Genomic DNA, 20,968 nt, shown 5'->3' on the forward strand with positions numbered 1-20,968 from the left:
TGCCGAGCGGCCACTCGGCACCCAGGAATAAGGGAAAACGCGCACGATCTCCCGAAGCAAGGAGAACACTTCATGCTGCCCTGGGGCAAATCGCGGCTCGCTGCCGCGATCCTCGTGCTGGGCTCGGTCCTGGCGACCGCCCAGCCGGTGCAAGCACAGCCGCCGGATGACGTCAGCTTCGCCGGCGCTGGCGGGATTACGTTGCACGGCACGGTATTCCGGCCCGACGGACCGGCGAAGTCCGCGATCGTCCTTCAGGGCGGATCGGACTGGCGGACGCGGGGCAACCTGCGGGTGCAGGCCGAGATGTTCACGCGGCTCGGCGTCACGACGCTCGTGTACGACCGGCGTACCAGCGGTTATTCCAAGACTCAGCGCGATTACGGCGTGCTGGCGGACGATCTGGTGTCGGCAGTGCACGCGTTGCGAGCGCAGTCAGGAGCCAAGGATGTCGGCGTCTGGGGCGTCAGCGAGGGCGCGTGGGTCGCGCCGCTGGCGGCGACGCGGACGGCCGGCATCTCGTATGTGATCACGGTCGGCGGATCCGGGATGGGCGGGGCCCGGCAGACCTCGTGGTATTGGGGGAATGTCCTTCGCCACCAAGGGATTTCCGGTTCCCTTCTGATGACCTTGCCGGTGCGAGGGACGCGGTTCGCGATCGGGGCCGGGTGGTTTCCGCAGGCGGATTACGACCCGGTGCCGGTGTTGCGGCGGCTGAAACAGCCGATCCTGGCGTTGTGGGGCGACCTCGACATCAACCACGCGCCGGTCGAGAGTTCCCGGATTTTCGCGGACGCGCTGGCGGCGAACCCGAACCACACGATCCGCTTCGTCGCTGACGGCGGGCCGGATCTGTACGCGACCAGCGACGCCGGGTTCGACCGGCTGCCTCAAGTCGTGCCCGGTTATCCGGCGGCCGTCGGGGAGTGGCTGGCGGATCGACAGGGCGTACACGTCGATGCCGCGCCGGTTGCGCAGCGTCCGACGGAAGCACTCCGGCCGTTGGCGTGGTGGGAATCTGTGACGGCGCAAGGGATTGCACTCGCCCTGTTGCTGGGCGGGTTCGTCGTCGGCGGCGTGGTTTCGCTGGTGCGTCGCCGGGGGACCAGGTCGTCCCGGTGGCTCGCGGGATGGGGAACGGCGACGGTCGCCGGGTTCGCGGGAATGCTCGGCTGGGCGCAGATGTCCGGGATGAAGAACCTCGGACCGGTGCTCGCCGGGCGGCCGTTGGCGTGGCTGGCACTGCAGGCGTTGGCGGTCGCGACGGTGGTGGCCTTGGCGATAACCCTGGCGGGCCTGCGAAAACCGGAGCGGCGGCGCGGGACGATCGCACCGCTGGCGGCTGGGCTGGTGTTCGTGCCGTGGGCGGTCTACTGGGGGCTGCTGCTGCCGTGAACGGGCGCGGCTACCCGCTCCGCAGCGGGTAGCCGCGGTCCGGGTCAGCCGATGGTCGTGGTCGTGAAAACCGGGCTCGGGTTGGGGAAGCACGACGTCGGCGCGGTCACGTCGCCGATGATGCTGCTCGCGACGGCCTTGAAGGTCAGACCGGGGTCGCGGTAGCTGGTGCCGGACAGTTTCGTTGCGATCGTGCCGGAGTCGCCTGCCTTGAGGTGCGCGGTGATGGTCGGCAGTTCGAAGGTCGACCCGCCGGCGATCGGGCCGGGGAAGCTCAGCGTCGCGACGCCGTTGGCGACGCTGATCGTCGGCGGGGTGTCGCCGAGACCGGAGCCGCCGGCGAGGTCGGCGCTGACGTAAGTCGAGTTGGCCGGGACGGGGAACTTCAGCGCGAAGGTGTTGATGTTCTTGACCTTGTTGCCGCCCACGTCGCTCGGGACGGTGTTGGGCGCCGGGTCGATGACGACGTCGAACGCTGCGCCGGGCGCGACTGTCGCGGGCGCGGTGACGTCGGCGTTCTGGGTCAGCGACACCTGCTGCGGGCCGACCACCGGCGCGTCGGCCTGGCAGTCGAAGTTGATGGCGGTCGCGGCGGACGCCGGGGCCGCCAATGCGAGCGGAAGGGCCGCGACCGCCGTCAGCGCGGCCAGCCGGTAAAAGTGAGGTGCTTTCATCTGTGTGCTCCTACCTGCGGGTTTCACGAGGGGAGAGAGAAAGCTGCGCAGCGATTAGAGAGTTACCGGCAAGTTAAGCAGTTCGTCAAGAAGTGGCCGTTCACAGGAGCACACCGTGACGGAAAATGTGAATAGTGCTCACCTTGTGGCGGTAGGGCTGGCCTGATCGGCCGTTCGGGCCTACCGACGGTGGTCCAGTTGCCCGGGGCGGAAGTCAGGCGGCCTGCGGGGTCCGCAGCAAACCGGCGACCGCGGCGGCGTAGCGGCCGATCACGACGTCCGCGACGCGCGGGTCGTCCGCGAGCGGCTCGGCGATGAACGCGCCCGGGTCGGCGTCGCGGGCCAGCAAGGCGATCCGGTCCGGCAGCAAGCCGGGAGCCAGGAACCACGACGCGACAATGAGATGCCGTACGCCGCGGGCGCGCAGCCGTTCCGCGGCGGCCGGGATGTCCGGCTGAGCGGCGCTGGCGAACGCCTCGCTCACCGGCAGCCCGAGCTGCTTTTCCCAGCGCGCGGCCAGCCCGGCGACGACCGCGTTGGCTTCGGGATTGGAGGAACCGACCGCGCTCAGCAGCACGCCGGTCCCGCTGCGGCGGCGGGCTCCGGCGAGCCGGTCGAGGGCGACGGCTTGGAGCGCCGGGTCGGCGCCGAGCACGTCCGACACCTGGATCCGGAATCCCGGGCACTCCGCGGTCACCTCGTCGACCAGCGCGGGCAGGTCGATCCGCGCGTGAAAAGCGCTGCCCAGCAACAACGGCACGACGACCGCGGAGCGGCGCCCCTGCGCGTAAAGCCCGCGCAGCACGTCGGTGACGCGCGGTTCGGACAGATCGAGGAACGACTCGTGCACGTCCAGCCCCGGTGCCTGCGCACGGACGACGTCGACCAGCGCCCGCACCGTCGCGGCGGAGCGGGGATCGCGACTGCCGTGCGCGACGGCGACCAGGGGAGGCGTCACGAGAAGCGCTCGCCGACGAGTCCGGCGGCGAGGGTGTCGCCGTCCTTCGGGTCGATCACCAGGAACGCGCCGGTGCGCGGGCTCACGCCGTAGTCGTCCACCGGCAGCGGCTCGGCCAGCTGAAGGCTGACGCTGCCGATGTCGTTGAGCTCCAGGCTTGTCGGAGAGTCCACACTGGACAGGGTCTGCTCGTCGAACCGGGCGTGCAACTCGGTGGCGAGCCCCTGCACGGTCCGGGCGCCGTGTTTGATCAGCACCCGCGCGCCGGTCTTGAGCGGCTTCGAGGACAGCCAGCACAGCGTGCCGGTGATCTCGTCCGTGACCTCCGGCGACGCGTCGGCGGCCGCGATGAGGTCTCCGCGGCTGATGTCGATGTCGTCGGCGAGCAGCAGGGTCACCGAGGTTCCGGCGCCCGCTTCTTCGAGCGGTCCGTCCGCGGTGTCGATCCGCTCGACTCGGCTGCGGATCCCCTGCGGCTGCACGACGATCTCGTCGCCGCGGCGCACTGTGCCGGCGGCGATCTGCCCGGCGTAACCGCGGTAGTCCGGGTACTCCGGGGTGCGCGGGCGAATCACGTACTGCACCGGGAATCGCAGCGCGGAATCGTGCGGATCCGGTGCCACCGGCACGTTTTCCAGGTGCTCCAGCAGCGACGGGCCGTCGTACCACGGGGTCTTCTCGGACCGGGTGGCCACGTTGTCGCCGACCAGCGCGGAAACCGGGATGGCGACGACGGACGCCGAGTCGTAGCCGAGGGATTCCGCGTGCGCGGTGAATTCCTTGGCGATGACGCCGAAGGTGTTCTCGTCGTAGTCGACGAGGTCGATCTTGTTCACCGCCAGCACCAGCTGCGGCACGCCGAGCAGCGCGAGCACGGCCGCGTGCCGCCGGGTCTGCTCGACCACGCCGTTGCGCGCGTCGACCAGCAGCACCGCGAGCTGCGCGGTGGACGCGCCGGTGACCGTGTTGCGCGTGTACTGCACGTGCCCCGGGGTGTCGGCGAGCACGAACGACCGCTTCGGCGTGGCGAAGTACCGGTACGCCACGTCGATCGTGATGCCCTGTTCGCGCTCCGAGCGCAGGCCGTCGACGAGCAGCGACAGGTCCGGAGTGGACAGTCCTTTGTCGACAGACGCGCGGGTGACCGCGTCGAGCTGGTCGGCGAGGACGGACTTGGTGTCGTACAGCAGCCGCCCGACCAGCGTGGACTTCCCGTCGTCCACGCTGCCCGCGGTGGCCAGCCTAAGCAGGCTCGACATCAGAAGTAGCCCTCCCGTTTGCGGTCTTCCATGGCCGCTTCGGACATCCGGTCGTCGGCGCGGGTGGCGCCGCGTTCGGTGAGCCGCGAAGCCTGGACCTCGGCGATGACTTCCTCCACGGTGGACGCCGTGGACTCGATCGCACCGGTGCACGAACCGTCGCCGACAGTCCGGTAGCGCACGCTCAGCTCGCGCACTTCCTCGCCGGGCCGCGGCCCGCCCCACGGGCCTTCGCTGAGCCACATGCCGTCGCGCTGGTAGACCGCGCGCTTGTGGGCGTAGTAAATCGAAGGCAGCTCGACCTTCTCGCGGGCGATGTAGTTCCACACGTCGGCTTCGGTCCAGTTGGACAGCGGGAACACGCGGACCTGCTCGCCCGGACGATGCCGTCCGTTGTAGAGGTTCCACAGCTCCGGCCGCTGCCGGCGCGGCTCCCACTGGCCGAAAGCGTTGCGCAGGCTGAAGATCCGCTCCTTCGCGCGCGCCCGTTCTTCATCGCGGCGGCCGCCGCCGAAAACCGCGTCGAACTTGTTCTCCGCGATGGTCTCCAGCAGCGGCGTGGTCTGCAGCGGGTTGCGCAGGCCGTCGGCGCGTTCCTCGAGCCGTCCGTCGTCGATCCAGTCCTGGACCTTCGCGACGACCAGCCGCAGCCCGTGCTTTTCGACCACGCGGTCGCGGAACTCGAGGACCTCGTCGAAGTTGTGCCCGGTGTCCACGTGCAGCAGCGGGAACGGCACCGGCGCGGGCCAGAAGGCCTTGATCGCCAGGTGCAGCATCAGCGTCGAGTCCTTGCCGCCGGAGAACAGGATCACCGGCCGGTCGAACTCGCCCGCGACCTCGCGGAAGATGTGGATGGCCTCGGACTCAAGGGCGGCCAGGTTGTCGACAGCCGCGTCGGCCGCCGGTTCCAAAGTCGTCATGCGTCCTTCCTCAGCCATGCAGACCGCACTCGGTTTTGCTCTGCCCGGCCCACCGGCCGCTGCGCGGGTCCTGCCCCGGCTCGACCTTCGCCGTGCAGGGCGCGCAGCCGATCGAGAGATAGCCGATCGACACCAGCGGGTTCTGCAGGATCCCGTTCTCGTGCAGGTAGCCGTTGAACTCGTCGTCGGTCCACGCCGCGATCGGGTTGATCTTCACCAGGCCGTTGCGCTCGTCCCAGGTGACGATCGGCGTGTTCGCGCGGGTCGGCGCGTCCACCCGGCGCACGCCGGTGACCCACGCCGAGTACTTGGCGAGCGTCTGCCGCAGCGGCACGACCTTGCGCAGGAAACAGCACTGGCCGGGATCGCGTTCGTGCAGCTTCGGCCCGTACTCCGCGTCCTGTTCGGCGACGCTCTGCTCGGCCTGGGCGTTGACGATCCGTACCTCCGGGTACACCGTCTGCACCGCGTCGCGCACCCCGAGGGTTTCGGCGAAGTGGTAGCCGGTTTCCAGGAAAAGCACGTCCACCGCGGGCTTGACCTTCGTCGCGAGGTCGATCAGGACGGCGTCCTGCATGTTCGACGCCACGATGAAGTCGTCGCCGAAGGTTTCGGCCGTCCAGCGCAGCGCCTCCTCGGCGGTCGCGTCGGCCAGCTCCTTCTCGGCGCGTTCGGCCAGAGCCCGGTAATCCGTCGTCGCGGTCACTGCAGCACCCCTTCGTCCGCCCGCAACGCCCACTGCGGGAACCGTTCGCCCGGTTCGCGGCCCGCGACGTACGCGCGCACCACGCGTTCCACGTAGTCGACCAGTTCGCCCGCGGTGACCTTGTGCCCGCGCAGCTTCCGGCCGAACCCGGCGTCGAGGCCGAGCCCGCCGCCGAGGTGCACCTGGAAGCCCTCGACCTGGTTGCCGTCGGCGTCGGTGACGATCTGGCCCTTGAGCCCGATGTCCGCGGTCTGCACGCGGGCGCAGGAGTTGGGGCAGCCGTTGAGGTGCACCGTCACCGGCGTTTCCAGCTGGGAGTTGATGTCCGCGAGCGACTTCTCCAGGTCCGCGACCAGCTGCTGCGCGCGCACCTTCGTCTCGACGATCGCGAGCTTGCAGAACTCCAGCCCGGTGCACGCCATCACGCTGCGCCGCCACGGCGACGGCTTGGTCTGCAGGCCCAGCTCGGCCAGTTCCGTCTGCAGCGAGGCGACCTTGTCCTCGAGAACGTCGAGCACGATCAGCTTCTGGTGCGGGGTCAGCCGCACGCGGTGCGATCCGGCCCGCTCGGCCGCGTCGGCGACCGCGACCAGCGTGCTGCCCGAGACGCGTCCGGCGATCGGCGCGGCGCCGAGGTAGAACTTGCCGTCCTTCTGCCGGTGCACGCCGACGTGGTCGACCGGGACCTCGGGGTTCTCCGGCGGCGGGCCGTCGATCAGCTTCCGCTTGAGGTACTCGGTTTCGAGGACTTCGCGGAACTTCTCCACGCCCCAGTCCTTGACCAGGAACTTCAGCCGCGCCCGCGAACGGAGCCGCCGGTAGCCGTAGTCGCGGAAGATCGAGACGACGCCGGCCCACACCTCGGGCACCTCGTCGAGCGGCACCCACGCGCCGAGCCGCTGCGCGAGCATCGGGTTCGTGGACAGCCCGCCGCCGACCCACAGGTCGAGGCCGGGGCCGTGCTCGGGGTGGTTCACGCCGACGAACGCGATGTCGTTGATCTCGTGCACGATGTCCGGCAGCCCGGAGATCGCGGTCTTGAACTTGCGCGGCAGGTTCGCGAACTGCGGGTCGCCGATGTAGCGCTCGAGGATCTCGTCGATCGCCGGGGTGGCGTCGAGCACCTCGTTCTCGGCGATGCCGGCGACCGGGGAGCCGAGCACGACGCGCGGGCAGTCGCCGCACGCCTCGGTGGTGGTCAGGCCCGCGTTCTCCAGCCGGGACCAGATGGAGGGCACGTCCTCGATCTGGATCCAGTGGTACTGGACGTTCTGCCGGTCGGAGATGTCGGCGGTGTCGCGCGCGTGGTCCCGCGAGATCTCGCCGACCAGCCGCAGCTGCTCGGTGGTGAGCGCGCCGCCGTCGATCCGGACGCGCATCATGAAGTAGCGGTCGTCCAGCTCTTCCGGCTCCAGCAGCGCGGTGCGGCCGCCGTCGATGCCGGGCTTGCGCTGGGTGTAGAGGCCGAACCAGCGGAACCGGCCGCGCAGGTCGCCCGGGTCGATCGAGTCGAAGCCGCGGTGCGCGTAGATGTTCTCGATCCGCGCGCGGACGTTGAGCGGGTGGTCGTCCTTCTTCGAGCGCTCGTTCGGGTTCAGCGGCTCCCGGTAGCCGAGCGCCCACTGACCCTCGCCGCGCTTCTGGCGAGTCCGAGGCGTGCGGCCCTTCGCGGGCGTCTCACGCGGGGGTGCGGACATGGAGATCCTCCGGGCGGGGTGGTCGAGGCGGCTCCGGCTGCCCGCCGCGGCGTCGGTGATGGGCGGGAGCGGGGCCGGTGGTCCAGGTGGTGGGCTGGGCAGGCTTTGCGCGGGAGTCAGCGAACAGGCCGGCAGAGCGCGCTCGCGACCCGGAGAAGGTCGACGTGGCGGCGCGCCACGAGAAGGACACCGGCAGGACTCACCGATTCAGATTGCCACGCGGGCCGAACGTCGTCCAAGCGCGTCCGGATGGTGGGAGAAGGCTCACGCCAGGGGTGCGAAACCGGCCCGGATGTGCATTGGCCGGGCGATCTGCCAGGTCTTTCCCGGCTTTCGGACGCATCGTGAGACGGATTTGGGCGCTTGTCAACCGGGTGCGCGGCGGGCGGTGCATCGTTCGGCGGCCGAACTTTCCTCCAGGCGGCGCAGGGGCGCGCGAGGGTCCGCGCGCGGCGGGGGAGAATGGACGTCGTGCCTGTTCCCGACACCCATCGCCCTCCCGCCGGACTGCCCGAGACCGCGCTCGCGGGCCTCGGCACCCGTCCGTTCGGCGTGTACGTCCACGTGCCGTTCTGCGCGACCCGCTGCGGTTACTGCGACTTCAACACCTACACCGCGGGCGAACTCGGCTCCGCCGCCTCGCCGCGGTCGTGGCTGGACGCGCTGCGGCGGGAGCTGGAGCTGGGCGCGGAGATCCTCGGCTCCGCACCTCAGGCGGAGACGGTGTTCGTCGGCGGCGGGACGCCGTCCATGCTGGGCGCGGACGGCCTGGCCGAGGTGCTCGACGGCGTCCGGTCGGTGTTCGGGCTCGCGCCGGGCGCGGAGGTGACGACCGAATCGAACCCGGAGTCCACTTCGCCCGAGTTCTTCGCGGGCATCCGTGACGCGGGTTACACCCGGGTGTCGCTCGGCATGCAGTCCGCGGCCCAGCACGTGCTGAAGGTGCTCGACCGCGTGCACACGCCCGGCCGTCCGGTCGACGCCGCGCGCGAAGCCCGGGCCGCCGGGTTCGAGCACGTCAACCTCGACCTCATTTACGGCACGCCGGGGGAGCGCGTCGAAGACTTGCGCGCCTCGCTCGACGCGGTGTTGTCGGCCGGAGTCGACCACGTGTCGGCGTACGCGCTCATCGTGGAGGACGGCACCGCGCTGGCCCGCCGGGTGCGGCGCGGCGAGCTGCCCGCGCCCGACGACGACACGCTGGCCAGCTACTACGAGCTGATCGACTCCGTCCTCGCCGGTGCGGGCCTGACCTGGTACGAGGTGTCGAACTGGGCGACTGACGAGGCCGCGCGGTGCCGCCACAACCTCGGCTACTGGCGGGGCGGCGACTGGTGGGGCGCCGGGCCGGGCGCGCACAGCCACGTCGGCGGCGTGCGGTGGTGGAACGTCAAGCATCCGGCCAAGTACTCCAGCCTCCTCGCGCGGGGGCAGAGCCCGGAAGCGGACCGCGAGGTGCTCACCGACGAGGACCGGCACCTGGAGCGGATCATGCTGGAGCTTCGGATCTCCGACGGCCTGGCGTTGTCCGCGCTGGACGAGGCCGGAGTGGAGGAAGCCCACGCCGCCGCGGCGGAGGGCTTGCTCGAACTGTCCGATGTGGACAACCGGGGCCGCGCGGTGCTGACCGACCGCGGCCGCCTGCTCGCGGACGCCGTGGTCCGGAGGCTCGCCGGCTGAATTTCCGCCCGCCGGGCATAAACGCGGCCGATCGTTTGTTGGGCTAATCATACGAGCGAGGGAGACGCGTATGCCGCAAGCGGTCAGATACGGCGAACACGGCGGGATCGAAGTGCTGCAGCTGGCCGAAGTGCCCCGGCCGGCGCCGGAATCCGGGCAGGTGCTCGTGCGGGTCCGCGCCGCGGGGATCAATCCGGGGGAAACGAAGATCCGGGTGGGTGCGCTGGCGGAGCGCTGGCCGTCCACCTTCCCGTCCGGGCAGGGCAGCGACCTGGCCGGAGTGGTGGCGGAGCTGGGCGCGGACGTCGAAGAAATCCAGGTGGGGGACGAGGTCGTCGGCTTCGTGCACACCCGCTCCAGCCACGCCGAGTACGTGGTCGTCCCGGCGGAGCATCTCGTCCCGAAACCGAGCGGGCTGTCGTGGGAGGTCGCGGGCGGCTTGTTCGTGGCCGGAACGACCGCGTACGCCGCGGTCGGGGCGGTGTGCCCGCGCGAGGGCGAAACGATCGTCGTGTCCGGGGCTGCCGGCGGGGTCGGTTCGCTGGCCGTGCAGCTGGCGAAGCTCACCGGCGCGACCGTGATCGGCATTGCCGGCGAAGCGAACCACGAGTGGCTGCGCGAACACGACGTCGTCCCGATCGCGTACGGCGAAGGGCTCGAAGAACGGCTCCGCGAGCTGACCGGCGACCAGGTGCACGCGTTCATCGACACCTACGGCGACGGTTACGTCGAACTCGCCTTGCGGCTCGGCGTCTACCCCGGCCGGATCGACACGGTGGTCGACTTCGCCGCCGCCGAGACCTACCGCGTGAAGACCGAGGGCAACATCGCCGGAGCGAGCGCCGAGGTGCTGCGGGACCTCGTCGCGTTGGCGGACAAGGGATTGCTGGACGTCCCGATCGCCGCGACCTACCCGCTGGCCGAGGTTCAAGCCGCTTACCGCGAGCTGGAACAGGGCCACACGCGCGGAAAGATCGTGCTTACCGTTTGACCATCGCCGCCAGCCCCGCCACGAACGCCTCCAAGGCGAATTCGAGGCGGGGCTGGCTGGTCTCCGCGGTGAAGAATTCCCCTGCCTGCAACAGGTTCGGGAACGTGCTCGTGGGCAGCGACCGCATGTACTCCGCCATCTGCCGTCCGCGTTCGCTCATTTCCTCCGGGTCGTAATCGCCGAAGGTCCAGCCGCTGGCCTCGTAGGCGAAGGCCTTGGCGTACGTGCTCAGCGCGTCTCCGGCGAACACCGCCTGCTTGAGATCCAAACCGCCCGCGCGCAGCAGCTGAAGCATGACCTCGCCCTGCCACAGCGAATTCGGCGTCACCGGAATCGGCGTCCGCCACGCGACTTTAGCGATGCCCGGATACGCCATCATCGCCCGGATCTGGTGCCGCACTTGCTCTTTGACCTGTTCGGTCCACCGCCGCGGATCCGGTTCCGGGCACGGCACCTCGCTCAGCGCCGCGTCGAGCATCAGTTCGTCGAGTTCCTCTTTGTTGGCCACGTACGCGTAAAGCGACGCGGGCCCGGTCTCCAGTTGCTGCGCGACGCGGCGCATCGAGACGGCGTCGATGCCCTCGGCGGCGAGGATTTCGAGCGCGGTTTTCACGATCAGTTCCTGCGACAGCATCTGCTTCGCGGCGCGTCGGCGCGGGCTCGGCGTCCGGCGCCACGGCGGGGGCGGTGCGGTCATGCCCGAAGCCTAGACGACCCCCGCGCTTGACGCGAACGGTGTTCGTGAGTACAACTGGACCTCGTACGCGAACGACGTTCGTTAAGGAGAAGCAGCATGTCGCAGCGCGAAGAAGTCCTGTCCGTCCTCGCCCGTCTCGCCGGCGCCTGGAACAGCGGCGACGCCGACGCCTACGGGAACCTGTTCACCGAAGACGCCGATTACGTGACGTTCTTCGGGCTCCGGTCCGTCGGCCGCCAGGCGATCGTGGATTCGCACCGCGAGCTCTTCCAGGGGCCGCTGAAAGGCTCGAAACTCGCTGGCTTCGGCGACCCCCGGGTGCGGTTTCTGCGGGACGACGTCGCGGTCATCGTGACCGGCGGCGGCTCGTCGCTGACCGGAGGCGACGACCCGGCCGCCGAGGGCCGCGAAAGTTCGTTGACCTACGTCCTGGTGCGGGGCGACGGCGGCTGGCGGATCACCGCTTTCCAGAACACCCGGGTCTCGAAGCCGTGGGAAGCATGAGAACGCTCGTCGAGGTCTCCGGCGTCGTCCCGGCCGCTCCGGAGGACGTGTTCGCACGGCTCGAAAAACAGTTGACCGCGTCGGACTGCCTGATGAAGCTGGAAGTGGACCGCGAGCGCCGGTTCCTCGCCGCGCAGGGCGGCTGGTGGTATCGCGGGGAGTACGAGGTCGCCGGCGATCCGGCCGGGTCCCGCGTCACGCACCGGATCCGGAACGCCGCGGGCGGGCAGTGGTGGGCGGTGCTGCTGGCGAACCGGTTCTTCGTCGGATTCCGGGACCGGGTCAGCGCGGGTTTCCGGGCGACGCTCGCCGGACTCGAGAAGGGGAACGGGGACGGCGGCACTGGGCGGAACGGGTGAAGGCGCGTACCGTGGGACCCGCGACTTAGGTAGACCTTACTGAAACAGGGGTGTTCGATGGCCGAAGGTCCGGCTCGCAAGGGGAGGACCGCGGTGCGGCTGGAGGTGCTGCGCAAGGAGCACCTCACCCCGCACATGATCCGGATCGCGGCCGGCGGCGAGGGACTGCGGGATTTCCGCCCGAACGAGTTCACCGACGCGTACGTGAAGGTGATCTTCAAGGTGCCCGGGGTGGAGTATCCGGAGCCGTTCGACCTGAACCGGATCCGCGAGGAACTGCCGCGGGAGCACGCTCCGCGGATGCGCACGTACACGGTCCGTTCGTACGACGAGGCCGCGGGCGAACTGGTCCTCGACTTCGTGGTGCACGGCGACGAGGGGCTCGCCGGGCCGTGGGCGCAGCGCGCGCAGCCCGGTGACGAGCTGCTGCTGGTCGGTCCGGGCGGGGCGTACGCGCCGCGCGCCGACGCCAGCTGGCACCTGCTGGTGGGCGACGAATCGGCGTTGCCCGCCATCGCCGCCGCGCTGGAGGCGCTGCCGCCGGGCGCGCTGGCGCACGTGTTCCTGCTCGTGGCGGACAAATCGGAGCATCAGCCGCTCGCGACCAAGGCTGACGCGCAGGTCACCTGGCTGCACCGCTCGGCGTCCGACGATCTGGTCGCCGCGGTGAAGGCACTGCCGTGGCCGGACCAGGACGTGCACGCGTTCGTCCACGGCGAGGCTGGTTTCGTGCGGGAGCTGCGGCGGTACCTGTTCGACGAGCGCGGCGTCGCGCGGGAGTCGGTGTCGCTGTCCGGATACTGGCGCGAGGGCAAGAACGACGAGGCCTGGCGCGAGGAAAAGGCGGCGGAGCGGAAAGCGGCCAGTTCGGCGTAAGGTCGCCGCCATGGCGACCGAGGTGAAGGTGGAGGCCGATCCGGCCGACGCGGGTTTCGACGGGGCACGGCTGCGGCGGATCGACCGGCATTTCGCCCGCTACGTCGAGGACGGTTTGCTGCCGGGCTTCCTCGCGGTGGTGAGCAGGCACGGCCGGATCGTGCACGTCGCGTCGCACGGCGCGCGGGACGTCGAGGCCGGCGCCCCGGTCGAGACCGACACGATCTGGCGGATGTACTCGATGACGAAGCCGATCACCTCGGTGGCGGCGATGACGTTCGTCGAGGAAGGCCTGATCGACCTCACCGACCCGATCTCGCGATGGCTGCCGGAGTTCGCCGAGCCGCGGGTGTACGTGAAGGGGTCGGCGCTGGCTCCGGTCACCGAGCCGGCGACCGAGCCGATCCGGTTGTGGCACCTGCTTTCGCACACCGCGGGCCTGACCTACGGCTTCCACCACACGCATCCGGTCGACGCGATCTACCGCGCCGGCGGGTACGAGTGGGGCACGCCGCCGGGGCTGGACCTGGCCGAGTGCACCAAGGCGTGGGCGCAGTTCCCGCTCGTGTTCCAGCCGGGTGCGGAGTGGAACTACTCGGTGGCCACCGACGTCCTCGGCCGGCTGGTCGAGGTGCTCGCGGGGAAGCCGCTCGACGAGGTGTTCGCCGAGCGGATCTTCGGTCCGCTGGGCATGGCCGACACCGGGTTCTGGACCTCGGACACCGACCGGTTGGCGGCGCTGTACCTGCCCGCTCCACGGACGAAAAAGCTCGTTCGCAACGACGCCTTCGGTGCGACGGGCACGTCGCGTCCAGCATGCCTTTCGGGCGGCGGCGGCCTGGTCTCCACGGCGGCGGACTACCACCGGTTGACGCAGATGCTGCTGCGCCGCGGAGAGCTCGACGGCGTGCGGGTGCTGAGCCCGCGCACGGTGGACCTGATGACGGCCAACCACCTGCCGGGCCATGTGGACCTGGAGGCGTACGGCCGCCCGCTGTTCGCGGAGATGCCTTTCGACGGGTACGGATTCGGGCTGGGCTTCTCGGTCCTGATCGACTCGGTGAAGGCGAAAACCCTGTCCACGCCCGGCGAATACGCGTGGGGCGGGGCCGCGTCGACGGCGTTCTGGGTGGATCCGGACGAGGACTTGACGGTGGCGTTCTACACGCAGCTGCTGCCGTCGTCGACCCATCCGATCCGGCAGCAGCTGCGGCAGTTGGTGTATCAGGCGATGGTGGACTGATCAGGCGGTCAGCTTCGGAATCACCTGCGACCCGTACGCGGCCATCGTCTCCTCCCGCTCGTCGTGCATCAGGTACAGCGCGAACTGGTCCACGCCGAGTTCCGTCAATTCCTCCAGCCGCGCGATGTGCGCTTGCGCCGGGCCGAGGAGGCAGAACCGGTCGACGATCTCGTCCGGGACGAACGCGGTCGACGGGTTCCCGGCGCGGCCGTGGTGGGAGTAGTCGTAGCCTTCGCGCTCGCGGATGTAGTCGGTCAGCTCGTGCGGCACCGGGCCGGACGAGCCGTACCGGGACACCAGGTCCGCGACGTGATTGCCCACCATTCCGCCGAACCATCTCAGCTGTTCCCGTTGGTGCGCCAGGTCTTCGCCGACGTACGCCGGGGCCGCGACGCAGATCGTGATCCCGCCCGGATCGCGGCCCGCGGCGCGCGCGGCGTCCCGGACCGCGCTGATCGTCCAGCGGGCGATCGCCGGGTCGGCGCATTGCAGGATGAAGCCGTCCGCGTGTTCGCCGACGGTCTGCAGCGCCTTCGGGCCGTACCCGGCCATCCACATTTCCAGCCGCCCGCCGCGGATCCAGGGGATGCGGACCGCGGTGTCGTTCATCGTGACCTCGCGGCCCTCGGCGAGATCCTTGACCACGCGCATGCATTCGCGCACCGTGGCCAAAGTGGACGGCGGACGGCCGACCACCCGGTGCGCGGAGTCGCCGCGGCCGATGCCGCACACCGTGCGGTTGCCGAACATGTCGTTGAGCGTCGCGAAGGTCGACGCCATCACCGACCAGTCGCGTGTGCCCGGGCTGGTCACCATCGGCCCCACGACCAGCGCGGACGTCGCTTCGAGGATCCGCGAGTAGATCACGAACGGTTCCTGCCACAGCACGCACGAGTCGAACGTCCAGCCGTACCGGAACCCGGCGTCCTCGGCGGCCTTCATCATCCGCACGACCTCCGCCGCCGGCGGGTCGGTCTGCAGCACGATCCCGAAATCCATCCGACCTTCTTCCCCTCCGCCGCCTCAACCGAGCGGCGTCGCCGCGCGGTGTTCTTTCGCCCTCAATTCAGGTACTGATTGAGCTCGCGAGAAAGGAACTTGCCGTGCCCCGGGCTGCCGTGGAATCCGTCCGGCGACACCACGACACGACCGCGCGACAGGACAGTGTGGACCTTCCCGGTGAGCGAAAACCCTTCGTACGCCGAGTAATCCACGTTCATGTGGTGCGTTTCCGCGGACAGCGTCTGCTGTGCGGAAGGGTCGTACACCACGATGTCCGCGTCCGATCCCGCCGCGATGACCCCCTTGCGCGGATACAGCCCGAACATCCGCGCGGGCGTCGCCGAGCACGTCTCGACCCAGCGGCCCAGCGAGATCTCGCCCGCGACGACGCCCTGGTGCAGCAGGTCCATCCGGTGCTCGACGCCCGGCATCCCGTTCGGGATCGCCCGGAAGTCGCCGCGCCCCAGCTCTTTCTGGTCCTTGAAACAGAACGGGCAATGGTCGGTCGAAACGACGGACAGATCGTTCGTCCGCAGGCCTCGCCACAGGTCCGCCTGATGCGATTTCTCCCGCAACGGCGGCGAAGCCACGAACTTGGCACCCTCGAAATCCGGCTTGGCCAGGTCTTCAATGGACAGGTAGAGATACTGCGGGCAGGTCTCGGCGAAGACGTTCTGCCCGTTGTCCCGCGCCTCGGCGACCGCGGCGAGCGCCTGGGAAGCCGACAGGTGCACGATGTACAGCGGTGATCCGGTCACCTGGGCGAGCCGGATCGCCCGCGAGGTCGCCTCGCCTTCCAGTTCGGGCGGGCGGGTGAGGCCGTGCTGCACCGGGTCGGTGTGTCCGGCGGCGACCGCCTGCGCGGCCAGCTCGTCGATCGCGATGCCGTTTTCCGCGTGCATCATGATCGTCGCGCCGATCTCGCGCGCCTGCTGCATGGCGCGCAGGATTTCCCCGTCGGTGGAATAGAAAACGCCCGGGTAGGCCATGAACATCTTGAAACTGCCGACGCCGCCGTCGACGCACGCCCGCATTTCCTTGAGCGTGGCGTCGTTGACGTCCGACATGATCATGTGGAACCCGTAGTCGATCGCGCAGTTGCCGTCCGCTTTGGAATGCCATTTGTCCAGGGTGGACAACAGCGAGGTTCCCTTGGCCTGCACGGCGAAGTCGATGATCGTCGTCGTTCCGCCCCACGCGGCGGCGATGGTGCCGGTCTCGAAGGTATCGACGGAATGCGTGCCGCCGAACGGCATTTCCATGTGCGTGTGCGCGTCGATTCCGCCGGGCAGCACGTACTTGCCGGTCGCGTCGATCGTTTCGTCACCGGTCAGCGTGCCGGGCGCGCCGACGGCCGCGATGGTTTCGCCGTCCACCAGCACGTCGGCGGTGACCGCGCCGGACGGCGAAACGACTTGCCCGCCTTGGATAAGGGTAGTCATCAGGCCTCCGCGAGCGGGCCGTAGGTGTCCGGGCGACGGTCGCGGTAGAACTGCCACAGGTCGCGGACCTCGGCGAGCTTGCCCATGTCGAGATCGCGGACGACGATCTCCTCCTCGGTGTCCGAGGCTGCCTCGCCGACGAGCTGCCCGCGCGGGTCCACAAAGTACGATTGGCCGTAGAAGTCGTTGTCGCCCAATGGTTCTACGCCGACGCGGTTGATCGTGCCCACGTAGTACTCGTTCGCCACCGCGGCCGCTGGCTGCTCCAGCCGCCACAGGTACTCCGACAGTCCGCGGCTCGTCGCCGAAGGGTTGAACACGATCTGCGCTCCGGCCAGCCCGAGCGCGCGCCAGCCTTCGGGGAAGTGCCGTTCGTAGCAGATGTACACGCCGATCCGGCCGACCGCGGTGTCGAAGACCGGATAGCCGAGGTTGCCCGGCTTGAAGTAGAACTTCTCCCAGAACCCCTTCACCTGCGGAATGTGGTTTTTGCGGTGCATTCCGAGGTATTTCCCGTCGGCGTCGATCACCGCCGCGGTGTTGTAGTAGACGCCCGGCTGTTCCTGTTCGTACATCGGCACCACGAGGACCACGCCGTGCCGTTCGGCGACCTCCTGCATGAGTTTCGTGGTGGGGCCGTCCGGGATCGCCTCGGTGTAGGAATAGAAGTCCGCGTCCTGCACCTGGCAGAAATAGGGGCCGTAGAACAGTTCCTGCAGGCACACCACCTGCGCGCCCTGCGAAGCCGCCTTGCCGATGGCGTCGACCGCGTTCGCGATCATCGATTCCTTGTCGCCTGTCCACCGCTGCTGGATCAAGCCGGCTCGGACCGTGTCAGACACTGGTTTCCTCCTCGTTCCGGTGCGCGTTCAGGGGAAGGTTGAGCAGGACATAGGCGACGAAGGCGCCGACAAAGCCCATTACCCAGTTGTAGTCGTACAAAGGCTTCAGGACGGGAATCAGCCCGTCCGCCGGGAACGGCCCGCCGTAGGCGCCGCCGACCGCGAGCACCGCGCCGATCAGGGTCGCGACGAGTGCGCGCCAGTGCCAGCCCGCGGTGAACCAGTACTCGCCGCTCGGCAGGTAGAGATCGGCCAGCTTCAGCCGGGTCCGTTTCACCGCCCAGTACCCGGCGACGAGCACCCCGGCGACCGCGCCGAGCAGCCCGCCGTAGAAGCCGAGCCAGGCGAAAATGTAGATGCTCGGGTCGGAGTAGAGCCGCCACGGCTGGATCAGGACGCCGATCACGCCGGTGATCAGCCCGCCGAGGGCGAAGGTGATCCGCTTCGGGAAGGCGTTGGAGAAATCGTAGGACGGGCTGACGACGTTCGCCGCCAGGTTGGCCGAGATCGTCGCCAGCACCAGCGCGATCAGCGCGACGACCACCACGATCGGGCTGGAGAACTTGTCCGCCAGTTGCGCCGGGTCCCAGATGTCCTGCCCGTAGAGCACGTGCCCGCCGGACGTGGTGAGGATGGCGACGATCGCGATGAACGTCATCGTCGTCGGCAGCCCGAGGATCTGCCCGCGCATCTGCTTGCGCTGGCTGCCTCCGAAGCGGGTGAAGTCCGGCATGTTCAGCGACAGCGTCGACCAGAACGCGATCATCGCCATCAGCGACGGCGCGAACACCTTCCAGAAGCCCGGCCCCCAGCCGAGTTTCCCGTTGTCGTGCAGGATCGGGCCGAAGCCGCCCGCCTTCACCAGCACGTAGCCGAGCAGGATCAGGAAGCCGACCGACACCAGCGGCGCGGTCCAGTTCTCGAACTTGCGGACGGCTTCCATGCCGCGCCAGATGATCAGCATCTGGACCACCCAGAACACCGCGAACGACAGCCACAGCGTCCAGTGCTGCCCGCCGATCACCGCCGAATCGCGCCAGCCGGATCCGGCGAGCCGCCCGACGATCACGTAGATCGCCTCGCCGCCCACCCAGGTCTGGATGCCGAACCAGCCGCACGCGATGAACGCGCGCAGCAGCGCGGCGAGGTTCGCGCCGCGCAGGCCGTAGAACGCGCGGGCGAACACCGGGAAGGGGATGCCGTATTTGGTGCCGGCGTGGCTGTTGAGCAGCATCGGCGCGAGCACGATCAAGTTGCCGATGGTGATCGTGATCAGCGCTTGCAGCCAGTTCATGCCGAGCGCGATCAGCGACGCGGCCAGTGCGTACGACGGGATGTTGTGCGCCATGCCCATCCACAGCGCGAAATAGTTGTAAGTCGTCCAGGTCCGCTTCTCGACCGGGACCGGGGCCAGTTCGTCGTTGAAGAACCGGCTGCCTCGCAGCGCCCGCACGTCGCCGAGGTCCACCCGGCTGTGCTCACGTGTCATCGGCTCCATTGCGGAATCCTGCGCGCCGGGCGGGGGCCGGGGGCAGAGACAGTCTGTTCACTGTTGCGGTGCCCTCGGCGCAGTCTGTCGATTGCGCCGAACCGCGCCGGAGTGCATGACCTGCGTCACAACCTGGTCGTCATCCCGGGGCAAAACGGCCGAAACATCTCCACCGGATCTCCACATCTCACCCGGATGGCCTCCACGGCGATTGCTTAAAGTCGGCGGCATGGACAACGGGGGAAGACGGGTGCTGGTCGTCGAGGACGACCTCACCATCGCCGCGTCGATCGACGCCCGGCTGAGCGCGGAAGGGTTCTCCGTGACGGTCGCGCACGACGGCCCCGCGGCGGTCGAGGCGGAGGCGGCGACCAGTCCCGACCTGGTGGTTCTCGACGTGATGCTGCCCGGTTTCGACGGCCTCGAGGTCTGTCGCCGGATCCAGGCGCGCCGGCCGGTGCCGGTGCTGATGCTCACCGCCCGCGCCGACGAGACCGATCTGCTGGTGGGCCTCGGCGTCGGCGCGGACGACTACCTCACGAAGCCGTTTTCGATGCGGGTGCTGTCCGCGCGGATCCAGGCGTTGCTGCGCCGGGTGGAGCGTTCGTCGGCCGCGGCGGAAGAGCGGATCGTGCTGGGGGATCTGGAGATCGACATCGCGGAACGGCGGGTTCGCCGAGGGGGCGAACCCGCCCAGCTGACGCCGATCGAATTCGACCTCCTGGTGCATTTCGCGCGCCGGCCGCGCGCGGTGCAGCCGCGGGAACGGCTGCTCAGCGAGGTGTGGGACTGGGACGTGCAGGCGACCGGAGCCGGCACCCGGGCGGTGGACAGCCACATCAAGGCGTTGCGGCGGAAGCTCGGGGCCGACTTGATCCGGACGGTGCACGGGGTCGGGTACGCGCTGGAGGTGCCCGCGTGAAGCCGTTTTTCGCGAAGGCGGTTGATTTTCTGCCGAGACCGCTGGACGGGATCCGGTCGATCAAGCTGAAACTGGCGATTCTGATGGTCGCGTCCGGCGGGATCGCGTTCGCGTTCTTCCGGGTCCAGATCGGCTGGCTGCCGCCGCGGACGACGGTGACCGCGGTGGCGATCGCGTTGCTGACGTCGCAGGTTCTGGCGCACGGCATGACCCGGCCGCTGCGCGAGATGACGGCCGCCGCGCGGGCGATGGCGAAAGGCGACTACACCCGCCGGATCCGCGCGACCGCCCGCGACGAGGTCGGCTCGCTGGCCGCGGCGTTCAACCAGATGGCCGCCGACCTGTCCACCGCGGACCGCCAGCGCCGGGAGCTGATCGCGAACGTCTCGCACGAACTGCGCACGCCGATCACCGCGCTGAACGCCGTACTGGAGAACCTGGTGGACGGCGTCGCCTCGCCGGACCCCGCGACGCTCCGCACGGCTTTGCACCAGACCGAACGCCTGGGCCGGCTGGTCACCGAACTGCTGGACCTGTCGCAGATCGACGCCGGGACTCTGCCGCTGGACCGAACGCCGGTTGACCTGGAAGACCTGCTCGCCGAGGTCGCCTCCGAAGCGGAAGCAATGGCCGCCGCGGCCGGTCGAGGGGTCCGGTTCGCGGTGTCGGTGTCCCCGCCGGGCGCGACGGTGCCCGCTGACCGCGAGCGGCTGTACCAGGTCGTGCTGAATCTGCTGGAGAACGCCGCCCGGCACGGCCCGGCCGGGGGAGAAGTGGCGGTGCTGGCGCGGATCGAGGCCGGAGAAGCGCGGATCGAGGTGCACGACCAGGGGCCGGGCATCCCGGAACCCGACCGGGACCGGGTGTTCGAACGCTTCACCCGAGGAGAACGCGCCGGAGGCGGCGGGACCGGACTGGGGCTGGCGATCGCGCGATGGGTGGTGGAACTGCACGGCGGAACGATCGCGGTGGTCGACCCGGAGCCGGTCGCAGCAGTGCCCGGCGGTCCCGCGACTGGCGGCGGCGGGCCGGGGTGCCGGATCCGGGTGACACTGCCTGCTTGACGGTGGGCTTGGGCGCGCCGGATGAGGCTGGTGGGGGTTGCCGGGGGTTGCCGGGGGTTGGTGGCGGTGGCTGTTTGACGGCTTCGGGCCCGGCGGTCGTTGATTTGGGTGCCGCGTAGACGGCGGCCGATTCCGGGGACGCCGTCTACGCGAGGGCCTGTTGCCTCGCCGGGAGGCGGCGGCTTGGTCCCGGGGAAGGGTGCCTACGGAAGTCCGTGAGGGGAACCCTGACGGAATCTGATTCCCTG

Annotated in this window: 21 protein-coding genes; 9 read left to right on the forward strand and 12 right to left on the reverse strand. The window is 69.5% G+C overall.

The window, feature by feature from the left end:
* Positions 1-72: 72 nt before the first annotated feature.
* Positions 73-1,395: an alpha/beta hydrolase family protein gene (locus H5411_RS34475; protein ID WP_183126208.1), complete on the forward strand. Its 1,323-nt coding sequence runs from the start codon at positions 73-75 to the stop codon at positions 1,393-1,395.
* Positions 1,396-1,439: 44 nt separating this feature from the next.
* On the opposite strand, the gene H5411_RS34480 is transcribed toward H5411_RS34475, so the two are convergent.
* The 7 genes from H5411_RS34480 to H5411_RS49420 form a co-directional block, all read right to left on the reverse strand.
* The gene (locus H5411_RS34480; RefSeq protein ID WP_183126209.1) at positions 1,440-2,069 is read right to left on the reverse strand and encodes a cyclase; all 630 of its coding nucleotides are present in this window, start codon (positions 2,067-2,069) and stop codon (positions 1,440-1,442) included.
* A gap of 214 nt (positions 2,070-2,283) precedes the next feature.
* Positions 2,284-3,027, reverse strand: a complete 744-nt coding sequence (locus H5411_RS34485) for a sirohydrochlorin chelatase (protein ID WP_183126210.1) — start codon at positions 3,025-3,027, stop codon at positions 2,284-2,286.
* The gene (locus H5411_RS34490) at positions 3,024-4,286 is read right to left on the reverse strand and encodes a sulfate adenylyltransferase subunit 1 (protein ID WP_183126211.1); all 1,263 of its coding nucleotides are present in this window, start codon (positions 4,284-4,286) and stop codon (positions 3,024-3,026) included. Before H5411_RS34490 ends, H5411_RS34485 begins: the two co-directional genes overlap by 4 nt.
* Positions 4,286-5,206 (reverse strand): sulfate adenylyltransferase subunit CysD, encoded by a 921-nt coding sequence (gene cysD / locus H5411_RS34495; RefSeq protein WP_183126212.1) that lies wholly within the window; start codon positions 5,204-5,206, stop codon positions 4,286-4,288. The genes H5411_RS34490 and cysD overlap by 1 nt, the downstream gene beginning before the upstream one ends.
* A gap of 10 nt (positions 5,207-5,216) precedes the next feature.
* Positions 5,217-5,912, reverse strand: a complete 696-nt coding sequence (locus H5411_RS34500; RefSeq protein WP_101434277.1) for a phosphoadenylyl-sulfate reductase — start codon at positions 5,910-5,912, stop codon at positions 5,217-5,219.
* Entirely contained in the window at positions 5,909-7,609 is a 1,701-nt protein-coding gene (locus H5411_RS34505) for a nitrite/sulfite reductase (RefSeq protein ID WP_183126213.1), read from the reverse strand. The genes H5411_RS34500 and H5411_RS34505 overlap by 4 nt, the downstream gene beginning before the upstream one ends.
* A gap of 116 nt (positions 7,610-7,725) precedes the next feature.
* Positions 7,726-8,148, reverse strand: a complete 423-nt coding sequence (locus tag H5411_RS49420; RefSeq protein WP_376772265.1) for a putative leader peptide — start codon at positions 8,146-8,148, stop codon at positions 7,726-7,728.
* Here H5411_RS49420 and hemW point away from each other — a divergent pair.
* Positions 8,072-9,289 carry a radical SAM family heme chaperone HemW gene (gene hemW / locus H5411_RS34510; protein ID WP_183126214.1) on the forward strand — a complete coding sequence of 406 codons (1,218 nt, stop codon included), beginning with the start codon at positions 8,072-8,074 and terminating at the stop codon, positions 9,287-9,289. The two genes, H5411_RS49420 and hemW, sit on opposite strands and share 77 nt — an antisense overlap.
* A gap of 70 nt (positions 9,290-9,359) precedes the next feature.
* Positions 9,360-10,280: an NADP-dependent oxidoreductase gene (locus H5411_RS34515; RefSeq protein WP_183126215.1), complete on the forward strand. Its 921-nt coding sequence runs from the start codon at positions 9,360-9,362 to the stop codon at positions 10,278-10,280.
* Here H5411_RS34515 and H5411_RS34520 read toward each other — a convergent pair.
* A complete protein-coding gene (locus H5411_RS34520; protein WP_183126216.1) occupies positions 10,270-10,977 on the reverse strand; it encodes a TetR/AcrR family transcriptional regulator in 708 nt (235 codons plus the stop codon). The genes H5411_RS34515 and H5411_RS34520 overlap by 11 nt on opposite strands.
* A 96-nt stretch (positions 10,978-11,073) precedes the next feature.
* Here H5411_RS34520 and H5411_RS34525 point away from each other — a divergent pair, with 96 nt between their 5' ends.
* Genes H5411_RS34525 through H5411_RS34540 form a run of 4 tightly spaced genes read left to right on the forward strand, consistent with a single transcriptional unit; the run spans position 11,074 to position 13,959 of the window.
* The gene (locus H5411_RS34525) at positions 11,074-11,481 is read left to right on the forward strand and encodes an SgcJ/EcaC family oxidoreductase (RefSeq protein WP_183126217.1); all 408 of its coding nucleotides are present in this window, start codon (positions 11,074-11,076) and stop codon (positions 11,479-11,481) included.
* Positions 11,478-11,840 (forward strand): hypothetical protein, encoded by a 363-nt coding sequence (locus H5411_RS34530; RefSeq protein WP_183126218.1) that lies wholly within the window; start codon positions 11,478-11,480, stop codon positions 11,838-11,840. Before H5411_RS34525 ends, H5411_RS34530 begins: the two co-directional genes overlap by 4 nt.
* A 57-nt stretch (positions 11,841-11,897) precedes the next feature.
* The gene (locus H5411_RS34535; RefSeq protein ID WP_183126219.1) at positions 11,898-12,716 is read left to right on the forward strand and encodes a siderophore-interacting protein; all 819 of its coding nucleotides are present in this window, start codon (positions 11,898-11,900) and stop codon (positions 12,714-12,716) included.
* Between the two features lie 10 nt (positions 12,717-12,726).
* Positions 12,727-13,959: a serine hydrolase domain-containing protein gene (locus tag H5411_RS34540; protein ID WP_101434285.1), complete on the forward strand. Its 1,233-nt coding sequence runs from the start codon at positions 12,727-12,729 to the stop codon at positions 13,957-13,959.
* Here the strand turns inward: H5411_RS34540 and H5411_RS34545 are convergent, their stop codons facing one another.
* From H5411_RS34545 to H5411_RS34560, 4 genes are all read right to left on the reverse strand, one after another.
* Positions 13,960-14,958 carry a TIGR03842 family LLM class F420-dependent oxidoreductase gene (locus H5411_RS34545; protein WP_101434286.1) on the reverse strand — a complete coding sequence of 333 codons (999 nt, stop codon included), beginning with the start codon at positions 14,956-14,958 and terminating at the stop codon, positions 13,960-13,962.
* A 62-nt stretch (positions 14,959-15,020) separates the two neighbouring features.
* The gene (hydA, locus tag H5411_RS34550; RefSeq protein ID WP_183126220.1) at positions 15,021-16,403 is read right to left on the reverse strand and encodes a dihydropyrimidinase; all 1,383 of its coding nucleotides are present in this window, start codon (positions 16,401-16,403) and stop codon (positions 15,021-15,023) included.
* Complete coding sequence (locus H5411_RS34555) at positions 16,403-17,245, reverse strand: nitrilase-related carbon-nitrogen hydrolase (RefSeq protein WP_101434288.1); 843 nt, start codon at positions 17,243-17,245, stop codon at positions 16,403-16,405. Before H5411_RS34555 ends, hydA begins: the two co-directional genes overlap by 1 nt.
* Entirely contained in the window at positions 17,238-18,734 is a 1,497-nt protein-coding gene (locus tag H5411_RS34560) for an NCS1 family nucleobase:cation symporter-1 (RefSeq protein ID WP_416333228.1), read from the reverse strand. The genes H5411_RS34555 and H5411_RS34560 overlap by 8 nt, the downstream gene beginning before the upstream one ends.
* Before the next feature lie 250 nt (positions 18,735-18,984).
* Between H5411_RS34560 and H5411_RS34565 the strand changes: the two genes are divergently transcribed.
* Together H5411_RS34565 and H5411_RS34570 are read left to right on the forward strand one after the other, a co-directional pair.
* Positions 18,985-19,656: a response regulator transcription factor gene (locus H5411_RS34565; RefSeq protein WP_037714914.1), complete on the forward strand. Its 672-nt coding sequence runs from the start codon at positions 18,985-18,987 to the stop codon at positions 19,654-19,656.
* On the forward strand, positions 19,653-20,720 hold the full coding sequence (locus H5411_RS34570; RefSeq protein ID WP_101434290.1) for a HAMP domain-containing sensor histidine kinase: 1,068 nt from the start codon (positions 19,653-19,655) through the stop codon (positions 20,718-20,720). Before H5411_RS34565 ends, H5411_RS34570 begins: the two co-directional genes overlap by 4 nt.
* The last annotated feature ends 248 nt before the right edge of the window (positions 20,721-20,968 follow it).

Origin of the sequence: Amycolatopsis echigonensis (assembly GCF_014174495.1) — a bacterium.
GTDB lineage: Bacteria > Actinomycetota > Actinomycetes > Mycobacteriales > Pseudonocardiaceae > Amycolatopsis > Amycolatopsis echigonensis.

Coding starts and splice junctions, on each gene's coding strand:
- hydA (WP_183126220.1), bottom strand. CDS start 16,403: ATGACTACCCTTATCCAAGGCGGGCAAGTCGTTTCGCCGTCCGGCGCG.
- hemW (WP_183126214.1), top strand. CDS start 8,072: ATGGACGTCGTGCCTGTTCCCGACACCCATCGCCCTCCCGCCGGACTG.
- H5411_RS34530 (WP_183126218.1), top strand. CDS start 11,478: ATGAGAACGCTCGTCGAGGTCTCCGGCGTCGTCCCGGCCGCTCCGGAG.
- H5411_RS34525 (WP_183126217.1), top strand. CDS start 11,074: ATGTCGCAGCGCGAAGAAGTCCTGTCCGTCCTCGCCCGTCTCGCCGGC.
- cysD (WP_183126212.1), bottom strand. CDS start 5,206: ATGACGACTTTGGAACCGGCGGCCGACGCGGCTGTCGACAACCTGGCC.
- H5411_RS34535 (WP_183126219.1), top strand. CDS start 11,898: ATGGCCGAAGGTCCGGCTCGCAAGGGGAGGACCGCGGTGCGGCTGGAG.
- H5411_RS34475 (WP_183126208.1), top strand. CDS start 73: ATGCTGCCCTGGGGCAAATCGCGGCTCGCTGCCGCGATCCTCGTGCTG.
- H5411_RS34480 (WP_183126209.1), bottom strand. CDS start 2,069: ATGAAAGCACCTCACTTTTACCGGCTGGCCGCGCTGACGGCGGTCGCG.
- H5411_RS34515 (WP_183126215.1), top strand. CDS start 9,360: ATGCCGCAAGCGGTCAGATACGGCGAACACGGCGGGATCGAAGTGCTG.
- H5411_RS34505 (WP_183126213.1), bottom strand. CDS start 7,609: ATGTCCGCACCCCCGCGTGAGACGCCCGCGAAGGGCCGCACGCCTCGG.
- H5411_RS34490 (WP_183126211.1), bottom strand. CDS start 4,286: ATGTCGAGCCTGCTTAGGCTGGCCACCGCGGGCAGCGTGGACGACGGG.
- H5411_RS34540 (WP_101434285.1), top strand. CDS start 12,727: ATGGCGACCGAGGTGAAGGTGGAGGCCGATCCGGCCGACGCGGGTTTC.
- H5411_RS34545 (WP_101434286.1), bottom strand. CDS start 14,958: ATGGATTTCGGGATCGTGCTGCAGACCGACCCGCCGGCGGCGGAGGTC.
- H5411_RS34520 (WP_183126216.1), bottom strand. CDS start 10,977: ATGACCGCACCGCCCCCGCCGTGGCGCCGGACGCCGAGCCCGCGCCGA.
- H5411_RS34560 (WP_416333228.1), bottom strand. CDS start 18,734: ATGACACGTGAGCACAGCCGGGTGGACCTCGGCGACGTGCGGGCGCTG.